Annotated in this window: 12 protein-coding genes; 7 read left to right on the forward strand and 5 right to left on the reverse strand. The window is 58.7% G+C overall.

The window, feature by feature from the left end:
• Nucleotides 1–4 precede the first annotated feature (4 nt).
• From AC0JZ1_RS13080 to AC0JZ1_RS13095, 4 genes are all read right to left on the reverse strand, one after another.
• Nucleotides 5–1,063, reverse strand: a complete 1,059-nt coding sequence (locus AC0JZ1_RS13080) for an ABC transporter ATP-binding protein (protein ID WP_471882786.1) — start codon at nt 1,061–1,063, stop codon at nt 5–7.
• The gene (locus AC0JZ1_RS13085; protein ID WP_471882787.1) at nt 1,060–3,291 is read right to left on the reverse strand and encodes an ABC transporter permease; all 2,232 of its coding nucleotides are present in this window, start codon (nt 3,289–3,291) and stop codon (nt 1,060–1,062) included. Before AC0JZ1_RS13085 ends, AC0JZ1_RS13080 begins: the two co-directional genes overlap by 4 nt.
• A 77-nt stretch (nt 3,292–3,368) precedes the next feature.
• Nucleotides 3,369–4,394: an ABC transporter substrate-binding protein gene (locus AC0JZ1_RS13090; protein ID WP_471882788.1), complete on the reverse strand. Its 1,026-nt coding sequence runs from the start codon at nt 4,392–4,394 to the stop codon at nt 3,369–3,371.
• Between the two features lie 104 nt (nt 4,395–4,498).
• The gene (locus AC0JZ1_RS13095) at nt 4,499–5,521 is read right to left on the reverse strand and encodes an ABC transporter substrate-binding protein (RefSeq protein ID WP_471882789.1); all 1,023 of its coding nucleotides are present in this window, start codon (nt 5,519–5,521) and stop codon (nt 4,499–4,501) included.
• A gap of 213 nt (nt 5,522–5,734) precedes the next feature.
• Between AC0JZ1_RS13095 and AC0JZ1_RS13100 the strand changes: the two genes are divergently transcribed.
• Both AC0JZ1_RS13100 and AC0JZ1_RS13105 read left to right on the forward strand, forming a co-directional pair.
• Nucleotides 5,735–6,475, forward strand: coding sequence for a response regulator transcription factor (locus AC0JZ1_RS13100; protein WP_471882790.1), 741 nt, complete (start codon nt 5,735–5,737; stop codon nt 6,473–6,475).
• Nucleotides 6,472–8,595, forward strand: a complete 2,124-nt coding sequence (locus AC0JZ1_RS13105) for a sensor histidine kinase (protein ID WP_471882791.1) — start codon at nt 6,472–6,474, stop codon at nt 8,593–8,595. Before AC0JZ1_RS13100 ends, AC0JZ1_RS13105 begins: the two co-directional genes overlap by 4 nt.
• 76 nt (nt 8,596–8,671) lie before the next feature.
• On the opposite strand, the gene AC0JZ1_RS13110 is transcribed toward AC0JZ1_RS13105, so the two are convergent.
• A complete protein-coding gene (locus AC0JZ1_RS13110) occupies nt 8,672–9,586 on the reverse strand; it encodes a LysR family transcriptional regulator (protein ID WP_471882792.1) in 915 nt (304 codons plus the stop codon).
• A gap of 371 nt (nt 9,587–9,957) precedes the next feature.
• On the opposite strand from AC0JZ1_RS13110, the gene AC0JZ1_RS13115 reads away from it, so the two are divergent.
• From AC0JZ1_RS13115 to AC0JZ1_RS13135, 5 genes are all read left to right on the forward strand, one after another.
• Entirely contained in the window at nt 9,958–10,650 is a 693-nt protein-coding gene (locus AC0JZ1_RS13115) for a hydrolase (RefSeq protein WP_471882793.1), read from the forward strand.
• A 55-nt stretch (nt 10,651–10,705) separates the two neighbouring features.
• Nucleotides 10,706–10,993, forward strand: coding sequence for a XapX domain-containing protein (locus AC0JZ1_RS13120; protein ID WP_471882794.1), 288 nt, complete (start codon nt 10,706–10,708; stop codon nt 10,991–10,993).
• Nucleotides 10,993–12,975: an amidohydrolase gene (locus tag AC0JZ1_RS13125; protein WP_471882795.1), complete on the forward strand. Its 1,983-nt coding sequence runs from the start codon at nt 10,993–10,995 to the stop codon at nt 12,973–12,975. Before AC0JZ1_RS13120 ends, AC0JZ1_RS13125 begins: the two co-directional genes overlap by 1 nt.
• Nucleotides 12,976–13,180: 205 nt before the next feature.
• Nucleotides 13,181–13,618: a DoxX family protein gene (locus tag AC0JZ1_RS13130; RefSeq protein WP_471882796.1), complete on the forward strand. Its 438-nt coding sequence runs from the start codon at nt 13,181–13,183 to the stop codon at nt 13,616–13,618.
• On the forward strand, nt 13,615–15,213 hold the full coding sequence (locus AC0JZ1_RS13135; RefSeq protein ID WP_471882797.1) for an MFS transporter: 1,599 nt from the start codon (nt 13,615–13,617) through the stop codon (nt 15,211–15,213). Before AC0JZ1_RS13130 ends, AC0JZ1_RS13135 begins: the two co-directional genes overlap by 4 nt.
• Nucleotides 15,214–15,229 lie beyond the last annotated feature (16 nt).

Below are 15,229 nucleotides of genomic sequence, written 5' to 3' on the forward strand. Positions count from 1 at the left end.
TTCATCAGCCGCCGATGACGGCAATGCCACGGTTCTTGAACGCCAGTGTGACGTCGCTTTCGGCGGCATGGGCGTAGTCCACGGCATGATCAATGACGAAGAGCGTGCCTATATCGGTCTCGACTTCATATTCTACATGACCACCGAGATAGGCAGAGTGGAGGACGCGCCCTTTCAAACCCTCCAGGCCGGCAACACGGATCCTGATGGCCCCAGGTCGAACAGCGAGTTTTGCCGGGCCAATATCTGCTTTGGAAAGCAGGCGATGTTCAATATTGCTGACCCGTACGAGTACCTCCGCGCCATTGGATTGAACCACTTCACAGGGAAGCACATTGGCCTCCCCCATGAAGTCCGCGATGAAGGGTGACGCCGGTGCTTCGTAGAGTTCGCGCGGGGCACCGGATTGAGCAATCTCGCCGTCCTTCATCACGATAATCCGGTCGGAAACGGCAAGTGCCTCGTCCTGATCATGGGTGACATAGACAGCGGTAAAACCCAGCCGTTGCTGGAGATCGCGGATTTCAGTTCGCACCCGCCGCCGCAGACGTGCGTCGAGATTGGAGAGCGGTTCGTCGAGCAGCAGGACCTGCGGCTCCAGAACCAGGGCGCGCGCGACCGCGACACGTTGCTGCTGGCCGCCGGAAAGCTCCGCCGGCAGGCGATGGCCCATCCCTGCGAGCCCAACAAGCTTCAGGCCCTCTTCGGCCTTCTCACGCGCTTCCTTCTTTCCCAAGCCGGACGATTGCAAGCCGTAGGCGACATTTTCAAGCGAGGTCATATGTGGAAAGAGAGCGTATGACTGGAAGACCATGGAGACGTCGCGCTCGTTCGCCGGCAGCATGGTCACATCCTTTCCGCCGATCAGTATTTTACCGGAGGTCGGATGTTCGAGGCCCGCCAGCATCCGTAGCGTCGTGGTTTTGCCACAACCGGAAGGACCAAGAAGGGTGACCAGTGTACCGGGTTCGATATTGATCGACAGATCGTGAATGGCGGTAAAGGCGCCGAAGGTCTTGCGGACATTCTGGAAGATGACAGATCCGGCTTTAACGGTGATCATGCTGTTTTCTCCTGACCGAGAGGAACTGGACGGTTGTCGCCGAGACCTGCGACACGATTTTCGCGGCGCAGCTTGCGTTCGCCGACAAGGAGTTGGAAGCCGGCGATGATGGTGATCATCACGACGATCAGCATCGATGAGTAGGCGATTGCCACGCCATATTCGCCGTTTTCGACAAGGCCGACGATGTAGGAGGTTGCCATGTTGTGTTCGGCGCTGACGAGGAAGATCACGGCGCTGATGGAGGTGATGGCGCGCACGAAGGAGTAGACAAGCGCCGCCGTGATTGCGGGGCGCAGCAGTGGTAGGATGATCTTGCGCACAGTGCGGAAGCTGTCTGCTCTCAGCGTAAGCGAAGCCTCATCCAGGCTCTTGTCGAGCTGGGTCATCGCCGCAATGCCGCCGCGTACGCCAACCGGCATGTTGCGGAAGACAAAACAGGCGATGAGGATGAGGGCCGAGCCGGTCATTTCGAGCGGCGGCAGGTTGAAGGCCATGATATAGCTGACGCCGATGACCGTGCCGGGAATGGCAAAGCTCATCATCAGGGCGAACTCGAACAGGTTGCGGCCAGCGAATTTCTGCCGGACAATGATGTAGGCGGTCAGCAATCCGACGGCTGCGGTCAGTGGCGCGGAGATAAGTGAAATCTCCATCGTGGTCCAGAAGGAGTTCCACGCAACACCCGTCCAGGCGATCGAGCCATTCTCTATGCCCACGGAAAAGGCGCGCGCGTAGTGCCTGAGCGTCAGCGTGTTGTCGAGACCCCAGGTGGTGACGAAGCCGCCAGCCAGGATCATGCCATAAACGACGACCGTGAAGATCATCCAGGGAATGACGATGGCGTGCACGCCGATGGAGACGCCGCGCGGCAGGGCGATATGCGCACCACTGTCACCCTTGCCGGTAACAGTTGCGAAATTCTTGCCGGAGAGCCATAGGCGTTGGGCAAGGAAGGCTGACAGTGTGAAGACGAGCAGCACCATGGCCAGGACGGCGGCCCGTGAAGGATCGTTCTGCGAGCCCACGACAGCGAAGAAGATTTCGGTCGAGAGTACGCCATTGCTGCCACCGAGCACCAGCGGGTTGCCGAAATCGGCCATGCTTTCGATGAACCCGATCAGGAAGGCATTGGCGAGACCCGGCTTCATCAGTGGCAGCGATACCCGCCAGAAGGTGCGCCAGCGGTCGGCGCGCAGTGTCTGCGAAGCCTCCTCCATGGATGGGCTGACACCCTCCACGACACCAATCAGCACAAGGAAGGAGATGGGGGTGAAGGACAATACCTGCGCGATCCAGATGCCGATGAGGCCGTAAAGCCAGCGGCCGGGCTCGATACCGAACAGGCTGGACAGCGTCTCGGTGACAACGCCGGCACGACCGAAAAGCAGAACAAGCGCGAGACCGATGACGAAGGGCGGCGTGATGATCGGCAAGACGGTGAGAAGGCGCAGGCCCTTTTTGAAGGGAAAGCGGGTGCGGGTGGCGACGAGCGCGAAGGCAAGCCCCAGCAGGGTAGATGCGGTCGCCGTCATGATGGCAAGCGTGAAGGTGCGCCAGGCGACGCCGCAACGTCCCTCGCCAATCATGCAGCTCAGGCTCCAAATGCTGCGATCCTGCAGATTGCGGATAAAACCGTCAGGATTGAAAGAGCCATCGAAATCCTGAACCGCAGCCACGAGCATGCTGCCGATCGGATAGAAAACGAAGACAAAGACGAGGAAGACAAGCATCGAGATAGACCCGACGACGAAGGCATCGCCCTTCATGACCCCGCGCTCCACAAGGCCGAAGGCAAACATGAGTACGAAGACGATAGCCATGCAAACAGCGCCAGCTCCCATGGAGGCTTGCCCATTGGTCAGCGGTCCGAAAAGGGCGTCGCTGATCCCCCAGGTCCAGCCGGAGAAGCCGATCGCAAGCCCCTGCAGGCAGAGATAGACGAGCCCTGCCCCGCCAGCAGCCGCGAAGAAGGCACCACGGCGCATTGGGTCGGCGATGAATCGCGTGGCAAGGCCGAGACAGAAAAAGAACACCACTCCAAGCAGCCAGAGGCGACCGTGGCCAAAAAGCTGCAGGACGCCTGGCGCGGTTTGTTCGGTGAAAGGAAAATCCCTAAGCCAGCCAAGACCGAAGAACCCGGATTCCTGCCTATACCAGGGAAGCAGGATGAAGGACGCGGCTCCGAACGCCAGCAACAGATCCGATCTGCGGTTGCCATGTTTCACGGTCGACCTCATTCGAAAGAAAAGCAAGGATGAAAGGGGCCGGCAATCGCCAGACGACCGGCCTGAAGAAGATGGTGTCAGTTCGCGGCGGCGCCGATCTCACGATCCCAACGCTCGAGCAGCGTCTTGCGCTTTTCAGGATCGCCATAGGTCTTGAAATCGTAGTTGATCAGCTTGATGTCCTCGAACCTTGGCGCGTCCTTGGGGATCTCCGCGGACTTGTTCGACGGGAGCTGGAAGGATTTGGCATCCTTCATGCGGGACTGAACTTCCGGTTTCAGAGACCAGTCGTACCAAACCTTGGCGTTCTCCATATTGCGAGCCCCCTTGACGATCGACATGGAACCGATTTCGTAGCCGGTGCCTTCGCAAGGTGCGATCGACTTGACGGGGAAGCCTTCGGCCGTCTGGGCCACCGCGTCATGCATGAAAACGATGCCAAGGCCGGTTTCACCGCGGGCGGCAGCCTTGACCGGCGCAGAGCCAGACTTGGTATATTGCGAGATATTGGCGTTGAGCGCCTTCAGATATTCGAAGGCCTTGTCCTCGCCCATGATCTGCACGAGCGAAGCGAGCGCGGTATAGGCGGTGCCCGACGAGTTCGGATTGGCTATCTGTATTTCGCCCTTCAGTTCCGGTGCCAGAAGGTCAGCCCAGCAGGCGGGTTCCTTGTAGCCCTTCTGCTTGAAGATTTGGGTGTTGTAGCCCCAGCCAAGCGCACCGGCATAGACACCCACGGTCTTGAAGCCTGAGCTTTCAGCCTGGTTCTTCGCCCAATCCTGCAACTGGTCGAGCATGGGCGATTTATATTCCGCCGTCAGCCCTTCCGAGGCTGCCTGCAAGTGGGGATCGCCGGTACCCGCCCACCAGAGGTCGGTTTTTGGATTGCGGGCTTCAGCGCGAATCTTCGCATAGGCTTCGCCGGAGGACATGCGAACCATGTTGACCTTGATATCATGTGCCTTTTCGAAATCGCCCTTCATCTGCTCACAGATGACGACGTCGGCGGCGCAGATGAGATTGAGCTCGCCTGCGGCCATCGCCGAACCGGCAGACAAACTCGTACCTGCGAAAAGAAGTGTAGACAGTATTGCCAGTCGCATGGGTATCCTCCTGTTGCTTGCGTCTGAAGTTCAAGAAAATGGACAAGCCTTCGGCGGCAGCACCAATAAGGCGCCGTTTTCGAGGTCGTCCGGTTGTTGAAAGGTCAGTTGGTTGGATTGATTTCGCGATCAAAGCGGCTCAACAACCGACTTCGCTGTTCGGGTGAACCGAAGGTGGCAAAATCATAGTCCACCATCTTGATCATCGAGATGTCGGGAGCCGCAGGCGGAAGCACGGCCCGGGCGTTGGATGGGACCTGGTTCTGGCCTGCGGCTGCACCAGTTGCCTGGCCTTCGGGGCTCAGCGCAAAATCGACAAAGCGGCGCGCCTCTTCCAGATTTCGGCTGCCCTTGATGATGCTGACCGCTCCGATTTCGTAGCCGGTGCCCTCGCAGGGCGCGACAATGACAAGGGGAGCACCTGCCTCTTTCTGCGTAACGGCATCATGCATGAAAGAGATGCCGATGGTGATTTCTCCCCGGCCCGCCGCCTTTACCGGCTCGGCACCCGCCTTGGTATAGTCGGTTATATTCCGGCCAAGCTCGCGCATATAAGCGAAAGCTTCGTCTTCACCGAGGAGCTGGACCAGCGTGACCAGGGTGGTGAATGCAGTGCCCGAAGAATGTGGGTTTCCGGAGAGGATGTGACCGCGATAGATCGGCTTGGCGAGGTCTTTCCAGCAGTTTGGTACCGGCAACTTTTGAGCCGAGAGAATATCCGCATTGTAGGCAAAGCCGAGCGCTCCGGCGTAAAGGCCGACGGATGTGCCTCCAGACAGAGAAAAGAAATTCCGCGCCCATGGTAGAAGGTCCGCCTCCTGGCGAGGCCGATAAGGTTCGAGCAGGCCTTCATAGGCCGCCTGCAGGTGGGTCACTCCGGTCCCGCCCCACCAGACATCGAAGGTGGGAGCATTGTGCTCCGTTCGCACACGGTCGAGTATCTCGCCGGTGCTCATGCGGGGCATGTGGACCTCAATGCCAGTCTTCGCCTTGTAGGCTTTTTCCATGGCGGCGCACCACACCTCGTCAACGCCACAAAGAACCTTCAAAGGTTCGGCAGCGTGGCCCGTCAGGGCCGTGGCAAGGGTGGCAAGCAGCCCCGCACCGATGGCGGTCAATAATTTCACGTCATCCTCCCTTGGAACCTCCCCGTTCCAATGGCTGAAGCATGTCCGCTTCCGGCGATACTGGCAACCCGGCGAATGGTTACCGATCTTTCACACGACCGTCGTCAGCTATTGCAGAGATTGCAAATATTACAATTGTGACATCGGCCGATAACCACAAGTCTTTGGTGTTTTCCCGCTGGCCAGTTATGATGCCGATGGGAGGACTGCAACGTGTTGAACCAGAAGGTGAAAATTCTGATCGTCGAGGACGATCCGGATATGGCGGAGCTTATTTGCGACCTGATCGAAGCTGAAGGCTGGATACCCCTTACCGCCCCTTCCGCTGAGGCTGCCCAGGAGCGATTGCAGCAGGAGACGGTGCAACTGGTTCTGGTGGACCACAATCTTCCAGGCCTGTCCGGCAGAGCTTTCGCACAGCGACTGCGGGCGCAGACCGATGTTGGCATCGTCATGGTAACGGCGGCAGGCAGTTCTACAGACCGTGTCCTGGGTCTGGAAACGGCAGCCGATGACTATGTCGTGAAGCCGTTCGAACCCATCGAACTCACCGCGCGCATCAAGGCGGTTCTCCGCCGTACGCACCCGCAATTGCGCCAGGAAAGGGAGAGCGAGCGCGAGCATGCTTCGGCAGCACTGCGGCTCGGCGAATGGGCTGTTGATCTTGCACAGCGCCGTGCTGTCTGCCTTGCCGATCCGACGAAGACGCTGACGTCAGCGGAGTTTGCATTGCTGGAAATCCTCGCCGAAACCCCAAACATGCCGGTAAGCCGTGCGAAGATACTCGACCGGATGGGGGCAGACTCCGATCGTTTTGTCGATCGAAACGTTGACGTTCTGGTGCTCAGGCTGAGACGCAAGATCGAGCGAAACCCGGACCTCCCACGCCATATTCAGACACGACGCGGCAAGGGGTACATACTTCACACCGACGACGCCGGATCATCGCCTTGATCAACCGCGCCTTCCTCTCATCAATTGCTTTTCGATTGCCCTTCGCCATCGCCTTCATTTGTGTGTCGGTTCTCATCCTGTCGACAGTCGCCATTTATGGCCTGCAACGGGCGCGCAACGAAATGTCGGCTTACAGCGTGCAGGCCTTTTCAAGCCTTGCCAAGGCCTCACTGGTCTCGAGGCAGGTCTCCGACCTTGTTTCCAGCGCTCCGTTCCTGATGAATGCTACCTCTCCCTATCGTGTCTCGAGCGAAAGCCGGGCAGTGGTTGCGCAGGTAGAGACACTGCTGGAGACAATCGCACCGGAACAGCCAAGTGCGCCATTGCAAGGGGCTGGTACACACAGGATTATCGAACTCCTCGAAGATATCGAAACGCAGACGCTGGCGTTAGCCGCCAATGCAGACGCCGCCCAGGAGCAGAAGGCCGAAGCGGCTGTGGCGCTTGGAGAAATAGCAACGGCTCGCACGATCCAGGATCAGGATCTGCGACAGCGTCTCAATGGTATTGCGCAATCCGCATCGACATCCGACAGCCTGTTTCAGCTGGGCGAACTGCAAAGGCGCTTCGTCGCGGAAACGAGTGTCCGGTTGGCGTTGCACGGCCCAGGCACGCAAATTTCGGCTGAACAACTCGAACCATACCAACGAATTTTTGAGGCACAGACACGTTACCTGCTTGAGATGTTTTCCATCCGCGCATCGGTTTCACGCCTGCACACCGTGTCTCGCGATCTGTCACACGCTACCGAAACCCAGAGCGCCTTGGTTGCGAGCGCGCTGAACCAGAACCTCAAGGCAACATCAAGCACGTTGCGCCAACTGCTCGTCATGATCGTGCTCGCGTCCTTGGCAATCGTCATACTCGCTATTGTGTCTATCCGCTCTGTCATGCGGGTTTCACACGGGATAGGTGATCTTTCGCGCGGCATGAATGCGCTTGCGCGTGGCGAGGAAAATGTTGGACCGCCCGTCTATGCAGGGACGGAAACCGAATTGATCCGACTGCTCGAAGCCTTCCGCGCTTTCAAGGAGAGCGTGGATCGCGTGTCGCGCCTCAGGCGCACGGCGGAAGCGGCCGCACGCACGATCCGCTCGACCTTCCGGACGATGAACGAAGGCATTGCCCTCTTCGATTCAGTCGGTCGTCCGATCACTATGAATCGTCGCATTATCGAACTGATGCGCCACACAGGCTCGTCACGGAAAATGTCGCTGCGCCGTTTTGTTGGAACAGTCCCTGAGATTGATCCACTGCTCATGCCAGCCGAAAGCGAGCGCGGCTTGCTTGTTGAGCGTCAGGTACTCCGGCATCGATTTGTTAACGACCAGGTTGTCGAGATTTCCGCATCGCGACAACCTGACGGAGGCGTCGTCCTGCTCGCCCGCGACATTACGGCCATTGATCGGCAAGAAATGGAAGCTGCCCGTGCCCAGCGTCTGGATGTGGTCATGCGCATGACACATCAGGTCAGCCACGAGGTCGGCAATATGATCGGGATCATCACGGGAAGCCTTGGCCTGCTTGAGCGCGAGCCTGACTTTACCGAGAGGCAGAAGCGCCATCTGGGGCGCATACGAAAAGCGGCCGAGCGCGGGCGAGCGCTTGCCTCCAGCATGTTGTCTGTCGGCAGCCAGCAGCAGATCCATCCGGCACCGATCGACGTTGCCACAATTCTTCATGGCATGGCTGACGTGCTGGAAATGGCGATCGGCAATCGCAATCGGCTGAAGCTCGAACTTGAAGCCAACTTGCCGACTATCAGCCTTGATCCCGCGCTGCTGGAGCAGTCCATCCTGAACCTCTGCCTCAATGCATCGGCGGCCATGCCGGAAGGTGGCACGGTGCGAGTAGAAGCATTGGGACAGACCGATACAGTCATCATCGCAGTCGTTGACGAAGGGGTCGGCATGTCGCCAGAAGTCCTCGACCAGGCGATGGAGCCCTATTTTACAACCCGCTCAAAAACCGGCGGATCAGGGCTTGGGCTCGCGATGGTCTACGGTTTCGTGCGCCAGTCTGGTGGCGAGGTCAGAATTTCTTCCCGCATAGGAGAAGGCACTCGGGTCGAGCTTTGCTTTCCTTCGTTCGAAGTCCGGGGCAACGCGGTGGCAAGTTAAACAGGAGCAGGTGAAGCTCCCTTTCGAAGGTCGGTAACGTTTCGGTCACTGACTGATAAATGCCCGACTGCGAACATCATGGTCTGTGAGCCTCGTCCAGTGCCACCATGTGGGTGGCGACTTGTTCCTCAAAGAATTTTGAGAACGAGGCGATACGCGGTGGCAAGGCCTGGTAAGGCGGATAGTAGAGCGTCAGCCAGAGGTCAGGCGGCGCCCATCCCTTGAAGACGTGGACGAGGCGCCCGCTACGGATGTGCTCAGCGATGTTGAAGCCAGGAAGCAAGGCGACGCCTGCTCCATCTGCGGCCATATCGGCCAGCACCTCGCCACTATTGGCACTGAATGCTCGTCCGGCAGAAATCGCAATGCTCGATCCACCATCCGACAGAACCCAATTTTCCCGTCGGCTTTCCCCGCTATAGGCCAGACAGTCGTCCGGTGACAGCTCATTCGGATGTGACATATCGACGAAGCGACTGCCGGGCGCTGCGACAAGAATTCGTGGAACAACGCGGATCTTTCTCCAGATCGTGAACTTGTCAGATGGCTGGGAGGAGATGCGGATCGCCAGATCGTAGTCGTCGTCCACGATGTTTACCAGACCGTCCGACAGGGAGATTTCGAAACACATCTTCGGATACCTCTCCTTGAAGCCGGACAGGATCGGCGGCAGCACGACCTTTCCGAACCAGGTGGGTGCGCTGATTCTCAGACGCCCCTCCTCCGCTTTGTGTGCGTTCATGATCTCGCGTCGCGCGTCCTCAAGCGTCTTGACCGCAGGTTGGATTTGCGCGGCGAAGATTGCACCGTCGGTGGTCAGGGAAACCTGCCTTGTGGTGCGCACGAAGAGCTGAACCCCGAGCTCCGTCTCCAAGGCGGCTATGGCTCGTGTCACAGCCGCAGGCGTCATGTCGAGTTCGCGGGCCACTTGCGCGAAGTTGCGCTTCTCAGCGGCGAGGAGGAAGGTGCGAAGCGCCTTGTAATCGTTCATTCGATTGTTTCACCTGATGCAATTCTATCAAAATAAATATTGTAATTCCGTCACTTGATCAACGGCCTCAACCATTGCCGGCCCAGAGGCCAGTCGAGCTCACTGCGCTCCGATTGCAAGCGAGCTTCGACACGCTTAACCGCGCGTTCATATCGAGTTCTACGGCAGCTAGAGTTTAGCCCCGACAACTATTTCGTTTTCCGCAATTCACTCGACATTTTTATTGCAATTCCGAGTCAAGACCTTCGGCGATAGGTTTGTTTTCAGCAGCCAAGGCGGTGAGCAACGAGGTCAATGAGACCGGGACACTCCCGACAGCAGCTACCCAATTTTTTGGCACCCTTTGCGGGCCGCAACCGAGGAAGAGAACCATGTCCAAGCTCGAAGTCCTGACCCCCGCCAACAGCCAGCTTATCTTCATCGATCAGCAGCCACAGATGGCTTTCGGCGTCCAGTCGATTGATCGCCAGACACTGAAGAACAACGTCGTCGGGCTTGGCAAGGCAGCCAAGATCTTCAATATCCCAACCACGATTACCACGGTCGAAACCCTGTCCTTCTCAGGGAACACCTACCCCGAACTGCTGGCAGTTTTCCCCGAGAACGACATCCTTGAACGTACCTCGATGAACTCCTGGGACGACCAGAATGTCCGCGATGCCTTGGCGAAAAATGCAGCCAATGGCCGGAAAAAGATTGTTGTCTCCGGTCTCTGGACGGAGGTCTGCAACACGACGTTTGCCCTCTCCGCTCTTAACGACGTTTCTGACTACGAAATCTACATGGTGGCCGACGCGTCGGGCGGCACTTCGCTGGAGGCCCATGACAGAGCTATGGATCGCATGGTGCAGGCGGGCGTGATCCCTGTGACCTGGCAACAGGTCTTGCTTGAATGGCAGCGCGACTGGGCCCGCAAGGAGACCTATGACGCCGTCACCACGCTGGTGAAGGAGCATTCCGGAGCTTACGGCATGGGCATCGACTACGCCTACACGATGGTCCATGGCGCAGAAGAACGTGTGAAGCACGGCAAGCGCATCGGCCCGAACCCGGCAAAATCATGATCCCGCTGCCACTCCGACGAAATGTCGGAGTGGCTTCCAATTAGATAGGTGTCCCATGAAAATGTATCTCATGTCGCTCGCAGCCGGCCTGCTGGTCGGAATTGTCTACAGCCTGCTGAATGTCCGCTCGCCTGCCCCGCCGGTCATTGCCCTTGTTGGCCTGCTCGGCATTCTGGTCGGTGAGCAGCTTATTCCCTTGGCTAAAACGCTGCTGGCGCAGGAACCGGCAGCTGTCTCATGGATCAACCAGATCAAGCCACATATGTTCGGTCACCTCCCGAAGGGAAGCAAGCAGGCCGAGCTTGCCCTTCCGACCACAACAAGTCATGAGGAACGGAGCTGATGGCAACACGCAGATCCTTTCTTGGCGGGGCCTCCAGCCTCGCCTTCTCAAGCCTTTTCTCCGCAGCCCAAGCTGCTGATCGAAACCAGTCCGGAGTGGATAGCATGTATCCCGATCTTATCCTTCATAACGGCCGCGTGACCACGCTCGACCGGACAAATCCGAACGCGACAGCAATTGCGATCAAGGACGGCCTGTTTCTGGACGTTGGCTCCGATAGCGAAATCATGGCTCTCGCCGGTTCGGGTACGAAGATTGTTGATCTCAAGGGCAAGCGCGTTCTGCCGGGCCTGATCGACAATCACACGCACGTTGTTCGTGGCGGACTGAACTACAACATGGAACTGCGCTGGGATGGCATTCGGTCACTCGCGGACGCTATGGACATGCTCAAACGCCAGGTGGCAATCACGCCTGCTCCGCAATGGGTGCGCGTCGTTGGCGGCTTTACGGAACATCAGTTCGCCGAGAAACGCCTGCCGACGATCGAGGAAATCAATGCGGTTGCGCCCGATACGCCCGTCTTCCTGTTGCATCTTTATGATAGGGCGCTTTTGAACGGCGCCGCCCTTCGTGCCGTCGGTTACACCCGTGACACACCGAACCCGCCCGGCGGCGAGATCACCCGCGATGCCAGTGGCAACCCGACCGGCATGCTGCTTGCCAAGCCGAACGCTGGCATACTCTACTCAACGCTTGCCAAGGGCCCGAAGCTGCCTTTCGACTACCAGGTCAATTCCACCCGCCACTTCATGCGAGAGTTGAATCGTCTCGGCATCACCGGCGTCATCGATGCGGGCGGCGGCAATCAGAATTATCCTGATGACTATGAGGTCATCCAGAAGCTGTCCGACGAGAACCAGCTCACCGTTCGCTTGGCCTATAACCTCTTCACTCAAAAGCCGAAGCAGGAAAAGGAAGACTTCCTCAACTGGACGTCCTCGGTCAAATACAAGCAGGGCAACGACTACTTCCGCCATAATGGCGCTGGCGAGATGCTGGTCTTTTCTGCCGCCGACTTCGAGGACTTCCGCCAGCCGCGCCCGGAAATGGCCCCGGAGATGGAAGGCGAGCTCGAGGACGTCGTGCGGATTCTTGCTGAGAACCGCTGGCCCTGGCGGATGCACGCCACCTATGACGAAACGATCTCTCGGTCTCTCGACGTGTTCGAGAAGGTCAACAAGGATATCCCGCTGGAGGGCCTCAACTGGTTCTTCGACCACGCCGAGACAATCTCCGACCGATCGATCGACCGGATCGCAGCCCTTGGCGGCGGCATCGCCACCCAGCACCGCATGGCCTATCAAGGCGAGTACTTCGTCGAGCGGTACGGCCATGGAGTGGCTGAAGCTACGCCACCCATCAGGAAGATGCTGGACAAAGGCGTCAACGTCTCGGCGGGCACCGATGCCACCCGCGTCGCCTCATACAATCCATGGGTATCGCTTGCCTGGATGGTGACGGGAAAGACCGTCGGCGGCATGCAGCTCTATCCGCGCGCCAACTGCCTTGACCGAGAGACCGCGCTTCGCATGTGGACGGAGAAGGTAACCTGGTTCTCAAACGAGGAAGGCAAGAAAGGCCGCATCGAGAAGGGCCAGTTTGCTGACCTCATCGTGCCGGACAAGGACTTCTTCTCCTGCCGCGAGGACGAGATCTCTTTTCTCGTTTCCGAGCTAACCATGGTCGGCGGCAAAATCGTCTATGGTGCGGGCGAGTTCAAGGCCCTTGACGAGAACAACATCCCACCCGCCATGCCGGATTGGTCGCCGGTGCGCAAGTTCGGCGGATATGCCGCCTGGGGCGAGCCGGACGGCGCAGGCGCCCGCTCGCTGCGCCGCACTGCAATTTCCACATGCGGATGCGCAAACGACTGTGGCGTGCACGGCCACGACCATGCCGGTGCCTGGACATCGAAGCTTCCGATTTCGGATTTACGCGGTTTCTTTGGAGCCCTTGGTTGCTCATGCTGGGCTGTCTGATGCGCCAACGATATTATTCAAGCAAAGGGCAGCGGCATAAACCGCTGCCCTTTTTCGATTGCTCAACATCCGCATAATTGCGATTTATGCAATTATCTGACAACTATTGATGCAATTGTTATAAGAGACTTTTCCTAACACTATCGCTCCATCAGACGAACACGAACGCCGCTCGCACTGACCGGCCAGGATCGCAGGAGCAACCATGATCAGCACTTCATTTCCAAAAGCACGCGGGCTTGCCGCCTATGTCCTATCGGCACCTGCCTTGCGCAGAGCGGCCCTTCTTGCGCTCTGCGCCGCCTATATTCAGGGCCCTGTCACCAAGATCGCCGATTTCAATGGTGCGCTCGCCGAGATGGATCATTTCAATCTGCACCCTGCAACCTTCTTTGCCGTGGCCGTCATCGTCTTTGAACTGACAGCGTCGGCGATGGTCGTCACAGGCTTCCTTCGCTGGTTGGGCGCGCTCGCCTTGGCGGGCTTCACCATCCTCGCCACTTTCATCGCGTTGCGCTTCTGGGAAATGGCCCCGGGCATGGAGCGCATGATGGCGACCAATGCTTTCTTCGAACATCTCGGGCTTGCTGGCGCATTCCTTTTTGTCGCCACATACGATCTTTCGAAAGGAGAAGGCAAATGAGCTCCGCCAAGTCATCCGGGGGAAGTTTCGCACCCCTTGCACAGCCCGTCTTTGCGGTCCTGTGGGCCGCCACCGTTCTTGGCAATACCGGAAGCTTCATGCGCGACGTCGCAAGCTCCTGGTTGATGACGGACCTGTCTGCATCGACAGCCGCGGTTGCCATGGTTCAGGCTGCAGGAACCCTGCCGATCTTCCTGCTCGCCATTCCCGCGGGCGTACTTACCGACATCCTCGACCGCCGCAAATTCCTGATCGCCGTGCAGCTATTGCTGGCATCGGTCAGCATCTCGCTGATGGTCCTTTCACAGACGGGCATGCTTTCAGTCAGTGCACTTATCGGCCTAACCTTTCTAGGCGGCATCGGCGCGGCGCTGATGGGCCCAACCTGGCAGGCCATCGTACCTGAACTGGTCAAACGCGAGGATGTGAAAAGCGCTGTCGCGCTGAACTCGCTTGGCATCAACATTGCCCGTTCCATAGGACCGGCCGCAGGCGGCCTGCTTCTCGCGGCCTTCGGTGCGGGCATTACCTATGGCGCGGATGTGGCAAGTTACATCGTCGTCATTGCTGCGCTTGTCTGGTGGCCGCGTGCCAAGAACACCAGCGACGCGCTTCAGGAGAATTTCTTCGGCGCGTTCCGGGCAGGACTTCGGTTCACCCGTTCCAGCAGGCCGCTGCATGTGGTTCTCCTGCGTGCAACGATCTTCTTTTCCTTTGCCAGCGCGGTGTGGGCCCTTCTCCCCTTGGTTGCCCGACAATTGCTCGGCGGTGATGCGAGCTTCTACGGGATTCTGCTCGGTGCGGTCGGCGCCGGTGCAATCGGGGGAGCACTCGCCATGCCGAAGCTGCGTCAACGCCTGAACTCTGACGGCCTGCTTCTCGGCGCCGCCATCACCACCGCGGCTGTCATGGTTGTCCTTGCGCTTGCCCCGCCAAAGATCGTTGCCATCCTTGCGCTACTCTTCCTTGGCGCTGCCTGGATTACTGCTCTGACGACGCTGAACGGCACCGCGCAGTCCGTGCTGCCAAACTGGGTCCGCGGTCGAGGGCTTGCAGTCTACCTGACCGTCTTCAACGGCGCGATGACCGCGGGTAGTCTCGGCTGGGGCGCGGTCGGCGAGGCCGTCGGCATCCAGTCCAGCTTGCTGATCGGCGCCGCAGGTCTGCTTGTCGCAGGGTTCGTGATGCACCGCATTAAACTCCCGGCAGGAGAAGCCGACCTCGTGCCATCCAACCACTGGCCTGAACCACTTGTCGCAGAACCCGTCGCTCATGATCGTGGCCCGGTGCTCATCCTGATCGAATACAAGGTGGAGAAACACCACCGCAGCGCATTCCTGCATGCGCTCGATCACCTGTCACAAGAACGACGTCGGGACGGAGCATATGGATGGGGCGTGACGGAAGACTCAGCTGATCCGGAGAAGATCGTCGAATGGTTCATGGTCGAGTCCTGGGCCGAGCATCTTCGCCAACACAAGCGGGTATCGAACGCGGACGCGGATCTACAGGGCAAGGTTCTCGCCTACCATACAGGAACAGAGAAGCCTGTCGTCCGTCACTTCCTGACGATCAACCGACCAGGCGCTGCCTGACAGAGAGCGGGCCTGA

Source organism: Affinirhizobium capsici (genome assembly GCF_977018625.1).

Coding starts and splice junctions, on each gene's coding strand:
- AC0JZ1_RS13130 (WP_471882796.1), top strand. CDS start 13,181: ATGATCAGCACTTCATTTCCAAAAGCACGCGGGCTTGCCGCCTATGTC.
- AC0JZ1_RS13135 (WP_471882797.1), top strand. CDS start 13,615: ATGAGCTCCGCCAAGTCATCCGGGGGAAGTTTCGCACCCCTTGCACAG.
- AC0JZ1_RS13080 (WP_471882786.1), bottom strand. CDS start 1,063: ATGATCACCGTTAAAGCCGGATCTGTCATCTTCCAGAATGTCCGCAAG.
- AC0JZ1_RS13115 (WP_471882793.1), top strand. CDS start 9,958: ATGTCCAAGCTCGAAGTCCTGACCCCCGCCAACAGCCAGCTTATCTTC.
- AC0JZ1_RS13125 (WP_471882795.1), top strand. CDS start 10,993: ATGGCAACACGCAGATCCTTTCTTGGCGGGGCCTCCAGCCTCGCCTTC.
- AC0JZ1_RS13110 (WP_471882792.1), bottom strand. CDS start 9,586: ATGAACGATTACAAGGCGCTTCGCACCTTCCTCCTCGCCGCTGAGAAG.
- AC0JZ1_RS13090 (WP_471882788.1), bottom strand. CDS start 4,394: ATGCGACTGGCAATACTGTCTACACTTCTTTTCGCAGGTACGAGTTTG.
- AC0JZ1_RS13120 (WP_471882794.1), top strand. CDS start 10,706: ATGAAAATGTATCTCATGTCGCTCGCAGCCGGCCTGCTGGTCGGAATT.